This is a genomic window from Gilliamella sp. ESL0405 (genome assembly GCF_019469205.1).
Lineage (GTDB): Bacteria > Pseudomonadota > Gammaproteobacteria > Enterobacterales > Orbaceae > Gilliamella.
On sequence record NZ_CP048265.1, the window covers coordinates 497,829 to 516,787 of the forward strand.

An 18,959-nucleotide genomic window follows, 5' to 3' on the forward strand; every position below is an offset into this window, starting at 1 on the left:
ATGAATGTTTGGATTGTTGATGATGATAGTTCGATTCGTTGGGTATTAGAAAAAGCGCTGACTAATGCGCATTTTCATTGCGTCAGCTTTTCCAGCGGGCAAGCAGTCATCGATGCTTTAGTCAATCATCCCCAAAAACCAGCAGTTTTAATATCCGATATAAAAATGCCTGGGATTGACGGACTAACGTTACTTCACCACATAAAGGAGCAGATGCCTAATTTACCGGTGATTATTATGACGGCACATTCGGATTTAGATGCGGCTGTTAATGCTTATCAACGTGGCGCTTATGATTATATCCCTAAACCTTTTGATGTTGATGAAGTTATTCAATTGGTTGAACGAGCTATTTTACAAAATCAGAGCAATAATTCCCCGCATACCACTACGGTAAAAGCATCGACCGGTATTATTGGTGAAGCACCTTCTATGCAGGAAGTGTTTCGTATTATTGGGCGGTTATCTAAATCCTCAATTAGTGTTCTTATTAATGGGGAATCAGGAACAGGTAAAGAGCTGGTCGCTAAAGCGTTACATACCCATAGCCCACGTGCGCAATCGCCATTTATTGCACTTAATATGGCGGCCATTCCAAAAGATCTGATTGAATCTGAACTTTTTGGGCACGAAAAGGGCGCTTTTACTGGTGCGGCACAAATCAGACATGGGCGATTTGAACAAGCCAATGGCGGTACGCTATTTTTAGATGAAATTGGCGATATGCCATTAGATGTACAAACCCGATTATTAAGAGTACTTGCGGACGGGCAATTTTATCGAATTGGTGGTTATTCACCAATTAAAGTTGATGTGAGAATTATTGCTGCTACGCATCAAGACTTACAAGCTCGAGTTAGAGAAGGTAAATTCCGGGAAGATCTGTTTCATCGACTCAATGTAATTCGTATTTTATTGCCACCATTACGTGATCGCTCTCAAGATATTCCAAAACTTGCCGAGCATTTTTTGCATACCACCGCTCAAGAATTAGGGGTTGAAAGTAAAGTATTAAGTCCGCAGGCACTTGAAATTTTATGCCTGTTTAATTGGCCGGGTAATGTAAGACAGCTCGAAAACGTTTGCCGGTGGGTAACTGTTATGTCTTCAAGTAAAGAGATACTGGTTCAGGATTTACCTGCTGAATTGCTTCATCCATGCACAGCTAATATTAGCGAACCAAATGAAATATCGCCCCCTGTGATGTCGATATCTAATTCGAACTGGCAACATGAGTTAGAAAATTGGGCTAAACAAGCTTTAGTCGCAGGTAAAACAGGAATATTAACCGAAGCTGTTGCAGATGTTGAGCGTATTTTATTAAATTGCGCACTAAATTTTACCCGAGGTCATAAACAAGATGCTGCTAATTTATTAGGTTGGGGGCGCAATACTTTAACCCGAAAATTAAAAGAGTTATCCAATGAAAATGATCGTGGTGCACACTGATGAATATATAAATTTTTTATTATAATGTTTTGCAATAGATATGATTTCTCCTTATTTAACGTTAATTTTACATATCCTTTGAAGTTTATTGAACACTGAGTTGTTTTTAGATACAATTTAATGATAATGATTATTATTTATCATTTAGTTTGTTTTATCTAAACAAGTCAATAGGAGTTCATATGTATTCATTTATCAAAGTTAAAATTACAGTGCTGTTTGCTGTATTGCTGTTAGTTGTCGGGTGCGATAATAATAAGAATAACCAAAAAACAGATTATTCCAATATCGATGTTTGGAAAGATGCTCTGATAATTAAACACGCTCAAGGCGAAACATCGTTTGAGTATGCTCCCAAAAAAGTAGCTGTTTTTAACATTGCAACGCTTGATATTATTGATGCATTAAATATTCCAGTCACAGCTGTGCCACAATCAGATGTCCATTTACCTGATTTCTTATCTAAATATAGTGATAAGTCCTATACTAACATTGGGACTTTGTTTGAGCCAAATTACGAAGTACTTAGCTCTATCAATCCTGACTTAATTATAGCAGGTGGACGAGCAACTGATGCCTATCCAAAATTGGAAAAATTAGCAAAAACAATCTCCTTAGATATCGATTCCAATAATTTCTTAGCGAGTTTAACTGAGCGAACTCGTCAATTAGGTTGGATTTTTGAAAAAGAGAAAGAAGCATCTAAATTGATTGAAGACTTTAATCAAAAAATAGAACAACTAAAACCAAAAACAAGTACAGCCGGTTCGGCGTTAATGATTATGGTTAATGGTGGCAAAATGTCAGCTTATGGTCCAAAATCTCGTTTTGGCTTTGTGTTTGATGTTTTAGGTTTCAAGCCGGCAGCTGTTTTCCAAGAAGCAGGCCGTCATGGTAATTCGATCACCAGTGAATTTGTTTTGAGTGTTGACCCGCAGTGGATATTTGTTATAGACCGTGATAGTGCCATTGGTAATAAAGAAGCGTTATCCGCACAACAAGTTTTAAATAATGAATTGATCCAAAAAACTGCCGCATGGAAAGATAATCATATTGTTTATCTGGATTCAACATCAATGTATATTGCTGGTGGTATTCAAACTTATAGTCGATTGATGGATCAAATAGAAGAAGCGTTACAAAAAACATCAACGAATAATTAAAGTATGATTAAATCGTTTTATTTTATGACAGCCATTGTCTTTTTAATGGTAATGGTTGTCGTAAGTCTGTTTATTGGTGCAGGGAATGTCACATTATCAGAACTCTGGACTGACAGTAACATGCGAGAAATCTTCTTTGTTAGCCGACTCCCTCGAACACTAGCATTATTATTAGCAGGTAGTGCTATGAGTGTGGCTGGCTTGATTATGCAGTTGCTCACTCAAAATCGATTTGTTGAACCCTCCCTTGTAGGCACGACGCAAGCAGCAAGTTTAGGACTGCTGGTAATGATGGTCTTTGCGCCTGCTGCTAGCGTCATGATCAAAATGGTTGTTGCAAGCCTATTTGCTTTATTCGGTACGCTGATTTTTATGTATATTTCCCGGAAAATTATGTATAAATCTGCACTTATGGTACCACTTATTGGCATTATGCTTGGGGCTGTGATTAGCGCAATTACCACTTTCTTCGCAATGTATTTTGATTTATTGCAGTCTCTTGCTGGGTGGGAATCGGGTGATTTTTCCGGAATTTTACAAGGACGATATGAACTCTTATGGTTAGTTGGGGGACTAACGTTGCTAGCTTGTTGGAATGCCGATCAGTTCACGGTGGTCGGTTTAGGGCGTGATTTTTCGGTTAATGTTGGTCTCAATTATCGCCGAGTGATGTTAATTGGCCTTATTGTTATCGCACTTATCGGGGGAATTGTTGTCGTTGTTGTTGGCGTATTGCCATTTTTAGGATTGATTGTCCCCAATATTGTAAGCTTATTAATGGGGGACAATGTCCGTAAAACGATTCCATGGATTTGTCTTTTGGGCAGTGGATTAGTGTTAATATGTGACATTATTGGGCGTGTTATCCGATATCCATTCGAAATTCCTGTGAGTGTTATCCTTGGTGTTATAGGTGCAGTTATCTTTTTAGTTTTATTGAGTCAAAAACGTCATGTCCGTTAATCTAAATCGTCAGTTTTCCAGCGCAAAACGGGTGATAATACTGTTAGTTCTCGCTCTTGTTTGCATTACTTGCTTTATGACCATTAATTTGAAAGGAAACATCAACTATATTCTCATGCATCGAACATGGATTGTGTTAACCATGATTTTAGTTGCGTTTTCAGCGTCAACCTCAACGCTACTATTCCAAACCCTAACCAATAATCGAATATTAACGCCATCGATAATGGGGTTTGAATCATTGTTTGTTTTAATTCAAACTATAATCATATTTTTTATTGATATTCAAGGCATCCCTTTTATTGGCGTAATAGGAAAATTTATATTTGAATCTTTATTCTTGATATTCTTTTCACTCTTTTTATATCAAGGCTTATTAACTAAACTTAAGCAAAATCTTCATTTGGTGCTATTAATTGGTATTGTTCTAGGCACACTATTTCGTAGTTTTTCCAATTTATTACAGCGATTAATGACACCGACAGAATTTGCTGTATTGCAAAGCCGCATTTTTGCGACCTTTACTCGAGCGGAACCAGTGTTAATTCTATTTTCGCTAGCTATTGTAACCATAATTGGGCTGGTTTTGTGGCAAATGCGCTATCGATTTGATGTGTTAGCATTAGGGCGTGATAATGCCATTAGTTTAGGCCTCGATTATCATAAAAATGTCTCGATAATCTTATTACTTGTATCAATCTTAGTTGCAATCTCTACTGCGCTGGTTGGACCATTTACTTTTTTAGGTCTGCTGATTGCAAATTTAGCCTATAGCGTAAGTGGATCTAGCCAACATCGTTACTTACTACCAACAGCCTTTTTATTAGGCATTATTTTTCTTGTAGGAGGACAAATGTTTTTAGAGCGAGTGCTAAATATGGTCGGTGCGCTATCGATTGTTATTGAGTTTATTGGAGGCACTTTATTTATCTTCTTATTATTGAAAAAGGTGCCAAAGTGATTGAAATTAACAATATCAGTAAAAATTACCAATCAATTTCAGTATTAAAAAATGTCAATGCCACTATAACCCAAGGCGGCATTACGACAATCATTGGCCCCAATGGTGCAGGCAAATCGACGTTACTTTCAATAATAAGTCGTCTGCTATTGGCTGACGAAGGCGAAGTAAAAATCCAAAATATGAATGTGGTTGATACACCTAGTGATAAACTTGCCACTTACTTATCTGTATTAAGACAAGAAAATCGTTTTACCAGTCGGCTGACCGTCTTTGACCTTGTCGGTTTTGGCCGTTATCCCTATTCTAAAGGGCGCTTAAATGCTAATGACTATGAGCATATTCATCGTGCTCTCGAGTTTTTAAATCTGACTGAATATAAAGATCGTTTTTTAGATGAACTCTCCGGCGGACAACGACAACGTGCTTATGTTGCCATGGTGCTTTGTCAGGATACGGAGTATGTTTTGCTTGATGAACCGCTAAACAATCTTGATATGAAACACGCAGTTTCGATGATGAAACAGTTACGGCGAGCGGCTGATGAGCTGGGTAAAACCATTGTGATTGTTATTCATGATATCAATTTTGCATCGGTTTATTCAGACTATATTTTAGCGATGAAAGAAGGCAAATTGATTTATCAAGGCGAGCCAAAACAGATTATGGATGCGGCGATATTAGAAGAGATCTTTGATACTCCCGTTAAAATTGAAAATGTGCATGATCAAAATATTGCTATCTATTATTAGTTAATTTGATCAATTATCTTAGGTGTTAGTTAAAGTAACCATTTGTAATATCGACACTATTTTTTGTTTGTTAACATTGCAAATCATCGCATAAACAATACGGTCGATGTTTACAATGTAAGTTGATTTAGGTTAAATTACTAACAGTTTTTTGATTGAGAAAGTTTAATGAAATTAGAACAAATTGCTTTGTTAGCAGGTGTATCAAGAACAACTGCCAGCTATGTAATTAATGGAAAAGCAAAGAAGTATCGGGTGAGTGATAAAACCATTGAAAAAGTTATGGCGGTTGTAAAAGAGCATAACTATCAACCTAATGCGGTAGCGGCAGGATTAAGAGCAGGTAAAACACGCACAATTGGTATCATTATTCCCGATTTAGAAAATAATAGTTATACCCGAATAGCAAATTATCTAGAGCAACTTGTTCGAAAAGAGGGTTATCAGCTACTGCTTTCATGTTCGGAAGATAATCCTGAAATTGAAAAAGAGTGTGTTAAACACCTTAGACAACGCCGTGTTGATGCCTTAGTCATCTCATCTGCTTTCGTGTCTGATGATGATTATACTTTTTATGATGACTGGCAAAATGATGAAATGCCATTATTTGCGCTCGATAGAACATTATCGGCAGACCACTTTAGAAACATTGTTGGGGCTGATAAAGAAGATTCAAAGATGTTAGCGCAAACATTTAATCAATTTGTGAAGGGTAATATTGTTTATATTGGCGCATCACCAAATTTATCTGTAAGCCAGCTTCGTATGGCAGGTTTTAAAGATATTACGCAAGACCACTGTAATAGGGTTGATTTTTTATGCGTAAATAATTATAGTCGGCACGACGCAGCGCTAACATTTAGTCGCTGGCTGGAAACAAATAAGATACCAGATGGTATTTTTTCAACCTCTTTTTCATTACTGCAAGGCGCAATTGATGCGATATTGAAAAAGTTAGGTCATCTACCAGAAAATTTAACTATTGCGACATTTGGCGATAATGAATTACTGGATTTTTTACCTTGTAAAGTGATAGCGCTTTCTCAAGATCATAAAGCAGTATCCAAAGTAACTATTGAGTTATTATTAAATAGTTTACAGAAAAAACAGTACCAACCGGGCACTACTGTTATACCAAGGCGGTTAATCTATCGTGGTAGCTTTAGTCGGGATGGTAGCTTTAAGAATTAAAAGCTGTTTGAATTTTTAACAAAAATCAGATCTAGATCACAGATTAATTATTAATAGAAATAAAATATTTGATAATTAATAAGTTTGTATTCATTATTGCTGAAACGATTCAATATGATTCAATTATGGATTTAGAATTACTGAGTTATTTTAGTAGATCTAACATTTTAACCCCGAGGTATTTATTATATGTTTCATTTAGTTAAAGAAAATATTCATTTAAATGAACAAGCACCCAATAAAACAGAAGCAATAAAACAAATTGCAGCAGCCTTAACTAACGCCGGTTATGTGGAAGAAGGGTATGTTAATGGTATGCTTGAACGGGAAGAGCAAGCTGCAACTTATCTGGGTATCGGTATTGCTATTCCTCATGGTACAACTAAAACCCGCCATTTAGTTAAAAAAACAGGCGTACAAGTGTTTTGTTTCCCTGAAGGTGTTGTATGGGGCGATGATGGTGAAAAGGCTTACTTAGCTATTGGTATTGCGGCAAGTTCTGATGAGCATCTCGAACTATTGCGTCAACTGACTCATGTTCTGGGTGCTGACGGTGTTGAAGAACGAATTAAAAATATTCAATCTGCCGATGATGCGATTGCCATTTTGACCGGTAAAGAGAGTTCACAAGATAGCCAAATTAGTATTAATCATGATTGTGTCTTATTAGATATTACCGCCGACAGCCTAGCGACATTACAAGCATTAAATGCTTCACGCTTAAAACAACAAAATGCCGTTAACGCATCTTTTATTGCTAATGTGCTTGATAACAAACCTAATTATTTAGGCAGTGGTGTTTGGTTAAATGATAGCAAAGAAGGTAACTTAAAAAATGCGATTGCAATTAGTCGCACAGTCAGTGATCTGAGTCAAGACGGTAACCCTGTAAAATTATTAATCACTATGTCAGCAACTGATGATAGCGTGTGTGAAATTATTGCTAATATTGCAACGTTGACCTTTAACCAAAAATTGGATCAACTATTGTCGGCTAATATTGATACGCTTAATCATCTTCTGGTAGCAGGTGGTGAGGGGGTTGCTTGTGATAATACTCAAGCAGAATCAACCGTTAGTCAAAATCAATCAACCACGACTGAAACCAGTGGTGAAACGTTAACGCGTGATTTTATTGTACCAAATGAAAACGGTTTACATACCCGTCCTTCGTCAGTACTGGTTAAACTTGTAAAAGAGTTTAACAGCAAAGTTACAGTGGCAAATCTTGACGGTAAAGGTGAAGCGGTTAGCGCAACCAGTCTTATGAAAATTGTCGCTTTGGGTGCTAAAAAAGGTAGCCGATTAAGATTTACCGCTGTGGGTGATGATGCCCAACAAGCCCTTGATGCAATTGGTCAAGCAATTGAAAGTGGTTTAGGCGAGGGCGTTTAGTGATGACATATCGTGTTGCAACTATTACCTTAAATCCCGCTTATGATCTTTTGGGATTTTGTCCCAAAGTGGAACTTGGTGATGTGAACCTAGTTCAAACTAATGCTTTACTTGCCGCTGGCAAAGGCATTAATGTCGCTAAAGTATTATCTGATTTAGATGTTAAATTGACTGTTGGTGGCTTTTTAGGTAAAGAAAATCGTGATGGTTTTAATTTGTTATTCAAATCCTTAAATGTGGTCGACAAATTCCAAACGATTGAAGGCCGTACTCGTATCAATGTTAAATTGACCGAAGAAAATAGTGAAGTGACGGATCTTAATTTTTCCGGCTTTACTATCAGCGAAAATGACTGGCAACTGTTTGTGAAAAGCTCGCTTGAATGGTTGAAAGATATCGATATGGTGGCAATCAGTGGTAGTTTGCCAGCGGGCGTTTCGCTTGATAAGTTCACTGATTGGATGAAACAAGTCAAAGCCATTTGTCCAAAAATTGTGTTTGATAGCTCAAGAGATGCTTTGGTTGCCGGTTTAAAAGCCAAACCATGGTTAATTAAACCTAATGATAAAGAATTAGAAATGTGGGTAGGACGGAAATTAACCACCCTACCGGAAATCAAAACAGCTGCCATGGAACTTATTGATGGCGGTGTTGAGAACGTGGTAATTTCACTAGGAAGTAAAGGTGCTTTATGGGTAACAAAACACGAAGCATGGTTGGCAAAACCGCCTAAATGTCAGGTAGTTAGCACTGTTGGTGCTGGTGATTCTATGGTTGGTGGTTTAATGTATGGTCTGATGACTAATCAATCCATTAAAGACACCTTAGTATTTGCATCAAGTGTTGCCGCTTTATCAGTTGGACAAGCAGGAGTTGGTATATCTGACCGTCAAGCAGTCACTAACATGCTTTCAAAAATTGAAATAATTGCGGGATAGGAGTATTCATGAATATATATATAGTTGAAGGTAGTCATTCTGGTCCGGTTAACGGACGTTTGGCTAAAGCAGAACTAGCTTTAGCTGCCAATTCATTAAATTTAAAAATCGCAGAAAATGCTCAATCTGCTGATGTCATTGTTGCTGTTGGTGGTGGTGATATCGGTGATAAGTCTGTGATAGGCAAAAAAGTTTATGTGGTGGAAGATTTAAATGAAATCTTTGCTAACCCTAAACAGATTTTAAATGATGCACCGACTAAAGCGAGCGTTTACCAACAATCAACTTCAGCAGCGCCAGCGTCTAAGTCAGATACTGGTGTAAAACGTATTGTTGCGGTCACAGCTTGTCCAACCGGTGTTGCTCATACCTTTATGGCAGCTGAAGCGATCGAAGAAGAAGCCAAAAAACGTGGTTGGTGGTGTAAAGTAGAAACCCGTGGTTCTGTGGGTGTCGGTAATGAATTAACGCCAGAAGAGATCGCTGCGGCTGATGTTGTGATTGCGGCTTGCGATATCGATGTCGATCTTAGTAAATTTGCCGGTAAAAAACTATACCGAACTAAGACTGGTCCAGCTCTTAAAAAGACAGCTCAAGAGTTAGATAAAGCATTTGAAGAAGCGACGGTTTATCAACCTTCGGCGGGTGCCTCATCCGGAAAATCAAGCAATGAGAAAAAAGGTGTCTATCAACATCTTTTAACCGGTGTTTCTTATATGTTACCAATGGTAGTTGCGGGTGGATTGATTATTGCACTCTCTTTTGCCTTTGGGTCATTTGAAATGCAAGATGGTGTCCAAAAACTTGTCGGTGAACCTCATTTAGCTGAAATTGGTGGTTTAGCCTTCTCGTTAATGGTGCCTTTACTTGCCGGCTATATCTCTTACTCGATCGCTGACCGACCGGGTCTTGCTCCGGGGCTTGTTGGTGGTTTACTTGCAGTATCAACGGGAGCTGGTTTCCTAGGTGGTATTATTATTGGTTATTTTGCGGGTTATATATCTATGATCATCGCCAAATATTTACCATTACCACAAAGTATGGAAGCACTCAAACCGATCTTAATTGTACCGTTGCTTGCTACGCTGGCAACCGGACTTGTTATGCAATTTGTCGTTGGTGAGCCAGTCTCATGGTTGATGCGGAATGTTGCATCATGGCTTAACTCAATGGGTACTGGTAATGCTGTTATTTTAGGTGCGATTTTAGGCGGTATGATGTGTACTGATATGGGCGGACCAATCAATAAAGTTGCGTATGCATTCGGTACAGGTTTAATCTCTTCACAAGTTTATGCACCTATGGCGGCAGTTATGGCTGGCGGTATGGTACCACCATTAGCGATGGGAATTGCCACGCTTATTGCCCGCAAAAAATTTGCTAAAGCAGAACAAGAAAGTGGTAAAGCGTCTCTAGTTTTAGGCTTATGCTTTATCTCTGAAGGAGCGATTCCTTTTGCAGCGCGTGATCCGCTACGTGTAATCCCTTGTTGTATTATTGGTGGAGCAATCACCGGTGGTATGGCATTAGCATTTGGTTCAACGCTAATGACTCCACATGGTGGATTATTTGCTTTGGCAATACCTGGGGTTGTGAAACCAGTTGTTGGATATTTATTATCAATTGTTGTCGGTTCACTTATTGCAGGTATTGCTTATGCATTAATTAAAGCACCCGAATCGGTGAATGAAAATCCTCAAGCTGCTTAACAGAAGTAAAATACTAAAAACGCCGTCAAATGATGGCGTTTTTTTATTCCGGTTATTAGGTTTTATTTTTTTACCCAACGCTGCAAATCTTTAGGTACAAACTCATCCATATATTTAAGTATTAATTCGTTATTATCGCTTACAATTAATGTTTGATAAAAACTTTCCCGAATAAAGCCCTCATTAACCGAATGTTCCAGAAAGTTTAATAATGATTGCCAAAATCCGCTCACATTAAACAAAGCAACCGGCTTTTCGTGATAACCTATTTGCATACCCGTCCAAACTTCAAAAACCTCTTCGAGCGTGCCTGTTCCGCCCGGCATAGCGATAAAACCGTCAGCTAGCTCAGAAAGCCTGGCTTTACGTTGATGCATATTTTCGACGACTTCTAAACGGGTAATACCGTGGTGCGCTGTCTCAGCTTGTACTAAACGTTCGGGAATAACGCCAATAACTTCACCACCATTGGCTAAGACCGCATTAGCAATAATTCCCATTAAACCTTTATTGCCACCGCCGTAGATCAAACGTCTGTTTTGATTGGCAATGGTTTTGCCTAATTGTTCAGCGGCTAAACGATATTCCGGAGACGTGCCCTCACTGGCACCACAAAAAACACATATATTTTTTTTCATTAATTTATCAACAATATTAAGCTAAAGAATGCTAATAATAGCATATAAATCGCGTGATTTGTTTATAAGGTGAGCAGTTGGTTATATTTAGTGTATTAACGATTGACACAGCGGCCTTTGATGGTTAATATTCTCCCCGTTGAGTGTTCCTCCATAGTTCAGTCGGTAGAACGGCGGACTGTTAATCCGTATGTCACTGGTTCAAGTCCAGTTGGAGGAGCCAACTTTCCACTTTATCTCATACCTATACATCTTTATTTATAAATCAATATATTATATTTTTTTAGTATTCCTCTTATCCATATACATCTATCTTTTTTTCTATCAATTCAATATTTTTTCGGGTTCAAATGAGGGTTAGCAAAAATGCTCATTTTTTCCTAGAGGAAAAGAATTCTATGCCAAAAATAATTAAAAGATTAACAGATAATCAAATTAAAAATAGTCGAGCAAATGATAAAAACTTGTATTTAAGAGACGGAAATGGTTTAGTTCTTATTGTTTGCAAAAACAACATTAAAAAATGGGCTTTTAAATATACATCCCCAATCACAAATCGTGAAACTTCAATGACACTAGGTAACTATCCATTGGTAAGTTTAGATGAAGCACGTTCCGAAAGAGATGAATATATCAAACTCCTTAAGCAAAAAATAGATCCTCAAATTTATAGAAATTCGGAGCAACAAAAACAACTTGATAAACAACGCACCACTTTTAAATATGTGATGAACGAGTGGTATAACAGCAGTTATTGTAAAAAACTAAAACCAAGAACACTATTGAAAAAAAGGCAATCCTTAGAAAAGCATATTGTCCCGTTTATTGGAAATGTACCGATTCAAGAGAGCACGCCAAGCAGGGTTATTGAGCTGTGAAAACCGTTGGAGCAGGAAAAAAATTCGAAACATTACACAGATTAATACAACGGATTAATGAAATCATGAACTATTCCATAAATGTTGGATATATGGATATAAATAAGTTAAATAAAGTACATATGATTTTTGAATCGCAACAAGCAAAACATCTGTTATCTATTCGTCCAGAAGAATTACCTGAGTTTATGAAAGCACTTTCAAAAGCACAAATTAAACCTTGTACTAAATTGCTGATTGAGTTTCAACTACTCACCCTAGCTCGTCCTATTGAAGCCGTACAAGTGGAGTGGAGCGAAATTGACTTCGTTAAGCGTATTTGGACAGTTCCAGAAGAAAAAATTAAAAAAAATCGAGAACACCTTGTACCGCTAAGTCAACGAGCAATAGATATATTGTTGGAGATGAAAAAAATTAATGGAAATAGAAAATATGTTTTTAATTCACAGGTTAAGAAGCACCTTAATAAACATATGAGTTCTCAAACAGCTAATGTAGCTATTAAACGTATGGGATATAGTGGTAAATTGGTTTCTCATGGCTTACGATCCGTTGCATCAACGTATTTAAATGAGCAAAGTTTTGATAAAGAAATCATCGAAATAGCACTTTCACATATTGATAAAAATACAGTTCGTAGGGCGTATAACAGGTCGCTATACCTAGAGCAAAGGACCGAAATGTTAAATTGTTGGGCTGAGTTTGTACGATTTGCTAAAATAGGTAAAGTCTTACAGTTTAATAAGCAAAAATCTACCAACCCTAAACCTACAGTTAACTTTACTTCAAACTATAGCAACACAAGCAATATGAGCAAAATTTCTTACTCAATGAATCTTACTGCTTAATTAATACATTCTTTCACGTATTGCATTGCATAGTTAAACAATTATTAAATGAAGGAAAAAAAGAACAAAAGGATAATTAGATTGGCAGACGTTATACATAAAACAGGCATGTGCCGTGCTTCAATTTATAAAGAAATGGCAGAAAACAGATTTCCAAAAAATGTTAAGCTTACATCTGTAGCGGTCGGATGGATTGAAAGCGAAATAGATGAATGGATTGAATCACGCATTTTAACACGTAACAGCAATAATTAGTTATAAAAAAATGTTACCATTTTATCATTACTAATTTATTAAACAAAAAGGGAATTTTTATAATTCCCTTTTTAACAAATTTTAAATCAATTATAATTAATTCAAACTAAAACTTATTTCTATAAATTGAAATTGTTTAAAATAATTATAGGCGAGCTTCTCAATACCTTCAGGGGTTAGATTTTCTATTGGAGACATTTCATTTTTTTGCAACACATAGCCTCCTTTTTTATAATCCGCAACGTCTGCAACATTATTTACCTGAAAATTATTCTTGCTGTAAAAGTATTTTTTTCTTCTATGTTAAACTCATTCAAAACATATGTTTCTTCACCATCTATATAAAACTCATGGTAATATGCGTTTGTAGTGGAAATCCCTCTAAATCTTTTTTCTATAATAATTTCCACATCCGAAGAATAGATATAGCTAAATATATCTTTCATAACAATTTATTTTTATGTTTTAGTTTTAATAGTAACATTAATTAGTTTAAAAATTTTTTCATCACTAACCTATCTTATGACTTCTAACTCGTCAGAGCCTTCGGGGATATGGAAACGGAATAAATAACTTCCATTAGTTCTTTTGGAGAAGTTACGAAACCTAATTAAAAGTATTAAAAATTTATTCATTATTTCCAATCTACATTGTTATTTTTTTATCATTTTATATTAAGATTAACCTATTGATTGGACTAATATCCATGCATTGAATTATTATTTAGGTATAGTTGAAAGCTCTTTTAACTCAGTCTCATATAAATCATCAAAATTGTAAATTTTCTTTGAAACAACTTTTCCATTCTTATATTGAGTTATGATTTTATAGTCTTTGCCTAATTCATCAGGATGATAATAGGTGGTTTCGATTAAATCGCCTTTTTCATCGTATGTTTTCCATAATCCTACAGGTATTGTGGTAGCATTATACATATCCATAAACCCTTCATATTTCTTAACGCCATTTTCAAAGTAAATAGTAGTGAGTTTGGGTAATTCTAAAGAGTCAGTAACTATTGTTTCTATAAGATTTATTTGTCCATTAGGATAATAAATAACATATAATACATCTCCTTTTTTGACTTCATCTCTTACATAGCGGATGAATTTTAGTTTTCCATTTGGGTAAAATCCTTGAGCAGAAATGCCGTCTGGTTTATATGATGACATATAATACACAGATTCTAATTGACCGCCTTTAGTATAGTAAGTTTTTATATAATCCGCTGCTTTATTGCCATTGATATAATATTCATACCGTAGAAAACCCTCCGGAGTATTGGATTCTTTAATTTGTACTGAATGTGAAGGGGTAGCTTCCGAAATCTTTTTTGCTTCAATGTGTTGAACACATGCCAAAATGCCACCAAAAAAAATAGACACCATTAGTAATTTTTTCATTTTATTCCTAAAACGTTATTTAATGTTGATTTCTAACCCTTGAGCAAGTTGCTCTGCTATTAAGTCCATATTGTCCTAAATACTTTTTGCATCTTTTGGGGGTGTAATATAACCAAACTCAATTAAAACTTTATATTTCGTTTGATTTTTTACCTCAAGAACTCCTACATTATTTCTAGCATCAGGGTGTTTCTTTCCTATATTGACAACAGTATAACAACTAAAAATATCATTAGCTAATTCTAGCCCTTTTTTATCTCCTTCATAATAGATAACATGCGCGCCGGAAGTAAAATTGGTTAAGCCATCTGCATGAATAGAAATAAAATAATCCGCTTTGTTATTATTAGCTATATCACAGCGAAAATAGATCGCTTCTTTATTATTGTCAACTTTAACAGCGTTTTTACTATTTCCTTGGTATAGGTAATGGAGCCCTCTACCGTGTATTCCATTTCTGTTTTTTCTTCTCCATTGACTAAAAAGGAACTGGGTTATTTGAATACAGGTTTTGGGTAGTATCGGTATTTTCAATTTCCCTAAGACTGAGCACTAATTTACCTTTTCGGGGAGTACCGTAACATTTGGCAACCAGATAAATTTTGTCATCCAAAGAGGCTTGATTTAATTTTAAATAGGTATATTCATTAGGTTTATTCGCGACATTTACTTTTTTTGCAAAATGGTATCCGCTACATTAATCTGAAAATCAGATTGATGTAACAAATCATAGACAATTTGATTAGGCTTGGCTGAATAGGAATCGGTTTGAGGTTGTAATAACTTGTTGCCGGGTTGATTGGTTGTGATTGTTTATTGTCCGGCGAGGTTGCTCCTTTTTCCATTTTGGGTTGTAGACTTATTTTTTGTTTATGTATCTAACTTTTAATATTATTTATTTTTAACGTTGAAACATTGAGCATCATTAATTGAATCTATGATTAAATTAATTTCATTTCCTTTCTTTCTTGACATACTATATTTACAGATTTGAATAGTATTTCCCGATTGGATTTGTTCCATGGATATTAATTCTAATAAGTTGTTTTTATCCTTTTCAAAGATGAATTTATCAACCGTTAAATGTCTAGTTTCTTGTATAATTTCTAAGGTATATTCTTTTTTACTTACTTTTGTCAAAGTAAATGTTAAATCATTTCTATCACCATAGTTACTAATTAATAATTTATAGTTTTCTTTAAATTTTATATTTCCTTGTTCTATTTGAATTATAAAATGATCATACGGTTGATCCGATACTAAATTTTTATGGACTTCCCCTGCATTATCAAATTGAATATGAAAAATATTATTTTTAATAATATTAGCTTCGCTTTCATTTTGAATCTTTTGTTTACTATAAACATTTTTAACTTGTCCTTGACAAGGAAAAATTAATATCATTATTAGAATAAAAAAGATTCCTTTATTTTTCATTAATACACTCATTATATTTCATTATACCTTTTAATATTTCTGTAAACTTCTTTCTTCTAAACCATTGGGGACTTTTACATTTCCATTAATTGCTCATGATACCAATAAAATATATATGATTAATAAATAAATTAAATCAAAAATAATTATATTATACTAAGCGTGTTTAACATCGTCCTATTTTTCAAACTCACCGATTAAAAGCCTTCCACCTCTGCATCTGTCTCATTTTATCATAAAATGTGGCATCTAAAATGATAAACTTATCCTTATAAAATCCGACAGGTCTAGAGGCAGTAAACATGCCTTTTAACTCATACTTATAGCAAGTTTGTCCATAGTCATATGAGTATCGGTTCGACGGATAAATAGATGATAAGGGTTTATAGTCGCATACAAAATTTTTATATCGGTAAAAGTTCACATTTTTTGAATCAAGTGTATTTAACTCTTTTTCCTCTTCATTATAAAAAGTTGCAGACGTTTTTAACAGGTTAGCTTCACCCAAAATAAAAGAGTCATCTTGATATAGTAAGATATCGTAGTTGTTTTTAAAACTTTTGATGATTTGTTGGTTTTAGGTTTTAGGGTCATAACTAATGATCTGATTTTTTGTGTAAAGTTAGAATGTTACCCTGTGCGATTAAATAAAATGGCTGATTGTTTAAATCGTTTGGCAAGGGGTATTCTTCTTCTCGATTCAATAAATTAATCAGTTTTAAATTGCCTCGATTGGAATATATGACATATTTACCATTAAAATTTTCATAATTGATTTTAGCATCAGAAGTATATTCATCTATTTTAACCAATTTTAAATTATTATTATCTAAAAGATATTGGGAAATTTTTTTACTGTTATCGGGTAATCTATTTTGAGCTTCTACTAATGAATAATCATTGCTGGTGTCAATCCATCTCATCTCTTGTTCGGGAAGCGTTAACTCTTGATAACTTTTGCCCCGATCTTTCGATATAAGTATTACGGTTTGATCTCCTATTTGGCTTGAATCAAAGGAGTTAAGATCTTTATTTCCGATTAAAATAATGGTGTTCTCGTTAGGTGCTTTAAAACGTTCAAAACGAAAAGAAGACATTGGGTCTAAGGCAGTTGCTTGGTCGGTTAATTGGTATAGTTGATTAAAATCGTATTTGGCTATCCATTTCATATTTCCTTTTTAACGGGGTTACAGCTGAATAAAAAAGGTTTAATAGGGTAGTGATAATGAATTTATTATTTAGAGATATCATCATAAAAAATACTCTAGTTACATATCCTTTGTTAACGGACTCTTGTTATTAAGTTTCAAATAAAACCAACAGCCATTATAAGGATTAGTTTTGAATGATTATTCTTTTTAATTTACTCATTTATATCGGTTTACTTATCACCGTTCATAATTATGAGGGTGATAAGCAAAATAATTGTGTGTTTAATATACTATCGTTACTTCAATTCATCAATTTCTTTATCCACAAATTTGCGTTCGACAAGCTCACCGTCTTTATAGGTTTCTGTGTACAAAAGTTTGCCTTTTTTACCAGAAGATAGATCGATAGAACTGTCAGGTTTCTTTTGATAATCTAATTTATAAAACTTCCAAATTCCAATCGGTAATCCTTTTTGGTAATTTGCTTCAAGATAAGTATAACCGAGAGGATAAGTATAATAACCATTCGGCTTCATCTCAATCCACAAACCTTCACGGGTATGATTTTCGACTAACCCTTGTTCTTCTTCATTTTGGAAAAATCCGTTTTGGTCGTAATATCGAATAAATTTGCCTTCAGGCGAAATTTGAAATTTTTCATAACGAAAAAAGTTGACGTCTTCAACATCATAATCAAAGTATTTAATATGAATAATTCCTTTTCTGTCAATATACAGGCGTTTTGTTTTAAGATCGTATCCCCTATTAGTATCCAGATAAGCATTCATAGAATCTAATTTGTTTCCGTGATTATCTACAACCATTAATTGCATTTTTTGGAAGTAAATTGTATATGGTTCAATTTGATCACTATAACCTTGACTAAAAAGCATTATTAGAGATTGGTTGTTTGACAAATTAATTTTCCATAATGGATATAAAATTTCTTCAAAATTGTAAAGTATATCTGTTTGTTTTTTTATAAACTGATAAGGAAAAAAGTAATCATAATAGATATTAGGCATATTAGCATTAGTATAAGTATAAGTAATACTATCGGTAGGTTTTAAATCTCGATTTTTATTTTTGTAAACATCGTAAAATAAATCTGAATTATTATAAGCTAAATCTATAGGTGTTTTATACCATGTATTGCTTGGATAATCGTATGTTTTCCAATTTGCTGGGAATTGGACGTCAATTAACTTTTTAGTTCCGAAAGGTAAAGTAATTACGGGAATTGAATTCTTCTTTTTCGAATCTGAGGAATCCTGTGATTTTATGCCTTGACAAGAACATAGAAAAATAACTAAAAGTAAAAGGTAATTTTTTTTCATTACAATAATTCCTTATATAATTGAATAATCGTGGCTATGGTACAACCATAATACATTTTGTTCGGGAAGCGTTAACTCTTCACAACTTTTGCCCCGATCTTTCGATATAAGTATTACCGCTTGATATCCTATTTGAATTGAATCGAGCGAGCGAAGACTTTTATTTCCTTGTTTAGCGGGGTTACAGCTGAATAAAAAAAGGCTTAATAGGGTAGTGATAATGAATTTATTATTTAGAGATATCATCATAAAAAATACTTTAGTTACATATCCTTTGTTAACGGACTCTTGTTATTAAGTTTCAAATAAAACCAACAGCCATTATAAGGATTAGTTTTGAATGATTATTCTTTTTAATTTACTCATTTATATCGGTTTACTTACCACCGTTCATATTTATGAGGGTGATAAGCATAATAATTGTTTGTTTACTACACAACCTCTAATTCAATTCATCAATTTCTTTATCCACAAATTTGCGTTCTAATTTT

General features: G+C 34.7%; 18 protein-coding genes and 1 tRNA gene. 13 read left to right on the forward strand and 6 right to left on the reverse strand.

The window, feature by feature from the left end; all coding sequences use genetic code 11:
- The 9 genes from glnG to fruA all read left to right on the forward strand — a co-directional run bounded on the left by glnG (window position 1) and on the right by fruA (window position 10,521).
- Window positions 1–1,449: a nitrogen regulation protein NR(I) gene (gene glnG, locus GYM74_RS02280; RefSeq protein WP_220218881.1), complete on the forward strand. Its 1,449-nt coding sequence runs from the start codon at window positions 1–3 to the stop codon at window positions 1,447–1,449.
- A 182-nt stretch (window positions 1,450–1,631) separates the two neighbouring features.
- Window positions 1,632–2,612, forward strand: a complete 981-nt coding sequence (locus GYM74_RS02285; RefSeq protein WP_220218882.1) for a siderophore ABC transporter substrate-binding protein — start codon at window positions 1,632–1,634, stop codon at window positions 2,610–2,612.
- A 6-nt stretch (window positions 2,613–2,618) separates the two neighbouring features.
- Entirely contained in the window at window positions 2,619–3,575 is a 957-nt protein-coding gene (locus GYM74_RS02290) for an ABC transporter permease (protein ID WP_366518707.1), read from the forward strand.
- Window positions 3,565–4,536: an iron chelate uptake ABC transporter family permease subunit gene (locus GYM74_RS02295; protein WP_220218884.1), complete on the forward strand. Its 972-nt coding sequence runs from the start codon at window positions 3,565–3,567 to the stop codon at window positions 4,534–4,536. The genes GYM74_RS02290 and GYM74_RS02295 overlap by 11 nt, the downstream gene beginning before the upstream one ends.
- The gene (locus tag GYM74_RS02300) at window positions 4,533–5,288 is read left to right on the forward strand and encodes an ABC transporter ATP-binding protein (RefSeq protein WP_220218885.1); all 756 of its coding nucleotides are present in this window, start codon (window positions 4,533–4,535) and stop codon (window positions 5,286–5,288) included. The genes GYM74_RS02295 and GYM74_RS02300 overlap by 4 nt, the downstream gene beginning before the upstream one ends.
- A gap of 168 nt (window positions 5,289–5,456) precedes the next feature.
- Window positions 5,457–6,479: a catabolite repressor/activator gene (cra, locus tag GYM74_RS02305; RefSeq protein WP_220218886.1), complete on the forward strand. Its 1,023-nt coding sequence runs from the start codon at window positions 5,457–5,459 to the stop codon at window positions 6,477–6,479.
- A gap of 189 nt (window positions 6,480–6,668) precedes the next feature.
- A complete protein-coding gene (gene fruB / locus GYM74_RS02310) occupies window positions 6,669–7,874 on the forward strand; it encodes a fused PTS fructose transporter subunit IIA/HPr protein (protein ID WP_220218887.1) in 1,206 nt (401 codons plus the stop codon).
- Window positions 7,875–7,876: 2 nt separating this feature from the next.
- Window positions 7,877–8,812 (forward strand): 1-phosphofructokinase, encoded by a 936-nt coding sequence (fruK, locus tag GYM74_RS02315; RefSeq protein ID WP_220218888.1) that lies wholly within the window; start codon window positions 7,877–7,879, stop codon window positions 8,810–8,812.
- 8 nt (window positions 8,813–8,820) lie between these two features.
- The gene (gene fruA / locus GYM74_RS02320; protein WP_220218889.1) at window positions 8,821–10,521 is read left to right on the forward strand and encodes a PTS fructose transporter subunit IIBC; all 1,701 of its coding nucleotides are present in this window, start codon (window positions 8,821–8,823) and stop codon (window positions 10,519–10,521) included.
- A gap of 62 nt (window positions 10,522–10,583) precedes the next feature.
- Here the strand turns inward: fruA and GYM74_RS02325 are convergent, their stop codons facing one another.
- Window positions 10,584–11,159 carry a TIGR00730 family Rossman fold protein gene (locus GYM74_RS02325; RefSeq protein WP_220218890.1) on the reverse strand — a complete coding sequence of 192 codons (576 nt, stop codon included), beginning with the start codon at window positions 11,157–11,159 and terminating at the stop codon, window positions 10,584–10,586.
- 147 nt (window positions 11,160–11,306) lie between these two features.
- On the opposite strand from GYM74_RS02325, the gene GYM74_RS02330 reads away from it, so the two are divergent.
- The 4 genes from GYM74_RS02330 to GYM74_RS02345 all read left to right on the forward strand — a co-directional run bounded on the left by GYM74_RS02330 (window position 11,307) and on the right by GYM74_RS02345 (window position 13,140).
- Window positions 11,307–11,382: transfer RNA gene (locus GYM74_RS02330), tRNA-Asn, on the forward strand.
- Window positions 11,383–11,557: 175 nt separating this feature from the next.
- Complete coding sequence (locus tag GYM74_RS02335) at window positions 11,558–12,037, forward strand: integrase arm-type DNA-binding domain-containing protein (protein WP_220218891.1); 480 nt, start codon at window positions 11,558–11,560, stop codon at window positions 12,035–12,037.
- Window positions 12,034–12,885: a tyrosine-type recombinase/integrase gene (locus GYM74_RS02340; protein WP_220218892.1), complete on the forward strand. Its 852-nt coding sequence runs from the start codon at window positions 12,034–12,036 to the stop codon at window positions 12,883–12,885. Before GYM74_RS02335 ends, GYM74_RS02340 begins: the two co-directional genes overlap by 4 nt.
- Before the next feature lie 81 nt (window positions 12,886–12,966).
- Window positions 12,967–13,140: an AlpA family phage regulatory protein gene (locus GYM74_RS02345; protein ID WP_255556190.1), complete on the forward strand. Its 174-nt coding sequence runs from the start codon at window positions 12,967–12,969 to the stop codon at window positions 13,138–13,140.
- Between the two features lie 719 nt (window positions 13,141–13,859).
- Here GYM74_RS02345 and GYM74_RS02350 read toward each other — a convergent pair.
- The 5 genes from GYM74_RS02350 to GYM74_RS02370 all read right to left on the reverse strand — a co-directional run bounded on the left by GYM74_RS02350 (window position 13,860) and on the right by GYM74_RS02370 (window position 18,468).
- Window positions 13,860–14,543 carry a toxin-antitoxin system YwqK family antitoxin gene (locus GYM74_RS02350; RefSeq protein WP_220218894.1) on the reverse strand — a complete coding sequence of 228 codons (684 nt, stop codon included), beginning with the start codon at window positions 14,541–14,543 and terminating at the stop codon, window positions 13,860–13,862.
- Window positions 14,544–14,618: 75 nt separating this feature from the next.
- The gene (locus GYM74_RS02355) at window positions 14,619–15,077 is read right to left on the reverse strand and encodes an N-acetylmuramoyl-L-alanine amidase (protein WP_220218895.1); all 459 of its coding nucleotides are present in this window, start codon (window positions 15,075–15,077) and stop codon (window positions 14,619–14,621) included.
- Between the two features lie 357 nt (window positions 15,078–15,434).
- Window positions 15,435–15,980 (reverse strand): hypothetical protein, encoded by a 546-nt coding sequence (locus tag GYM74_RS02360; RefSeq protein ID WP_220218896.1) that lies wholly within the window; start codon window positions 15,978–15,980, stop codon window positions 15,435–15,437.
- Between the two features lie 596 nt (window positions 15,981–16,576).
- The gene (locus tag GYM74_RS02365; protein WP_220218897.1) at window positions 16,577–17,149 is read right to left on the reverse strand and encodes a hypothetical protein; all 573 of its coding nucleotides are present in this window, start codon (window positions 17,147–17,149) and stop codon (window positions 16,577–16,579) included.
- Between the two features lie 278 nt (window positions 17,150–17,427).
- On the reverse strand, window positions 17,428–18,468 hold the full coding sequence (locus GYM74_RS02370; protein WP_220218898.1) for a hypothetical protein: 1,041 nt from the start codon (window positions 18,466–18,468) through the stop codon (window positions 17,428–17,430).
- Window positions 18,469–18,959 lie beyond the last annotated feature (491 nt).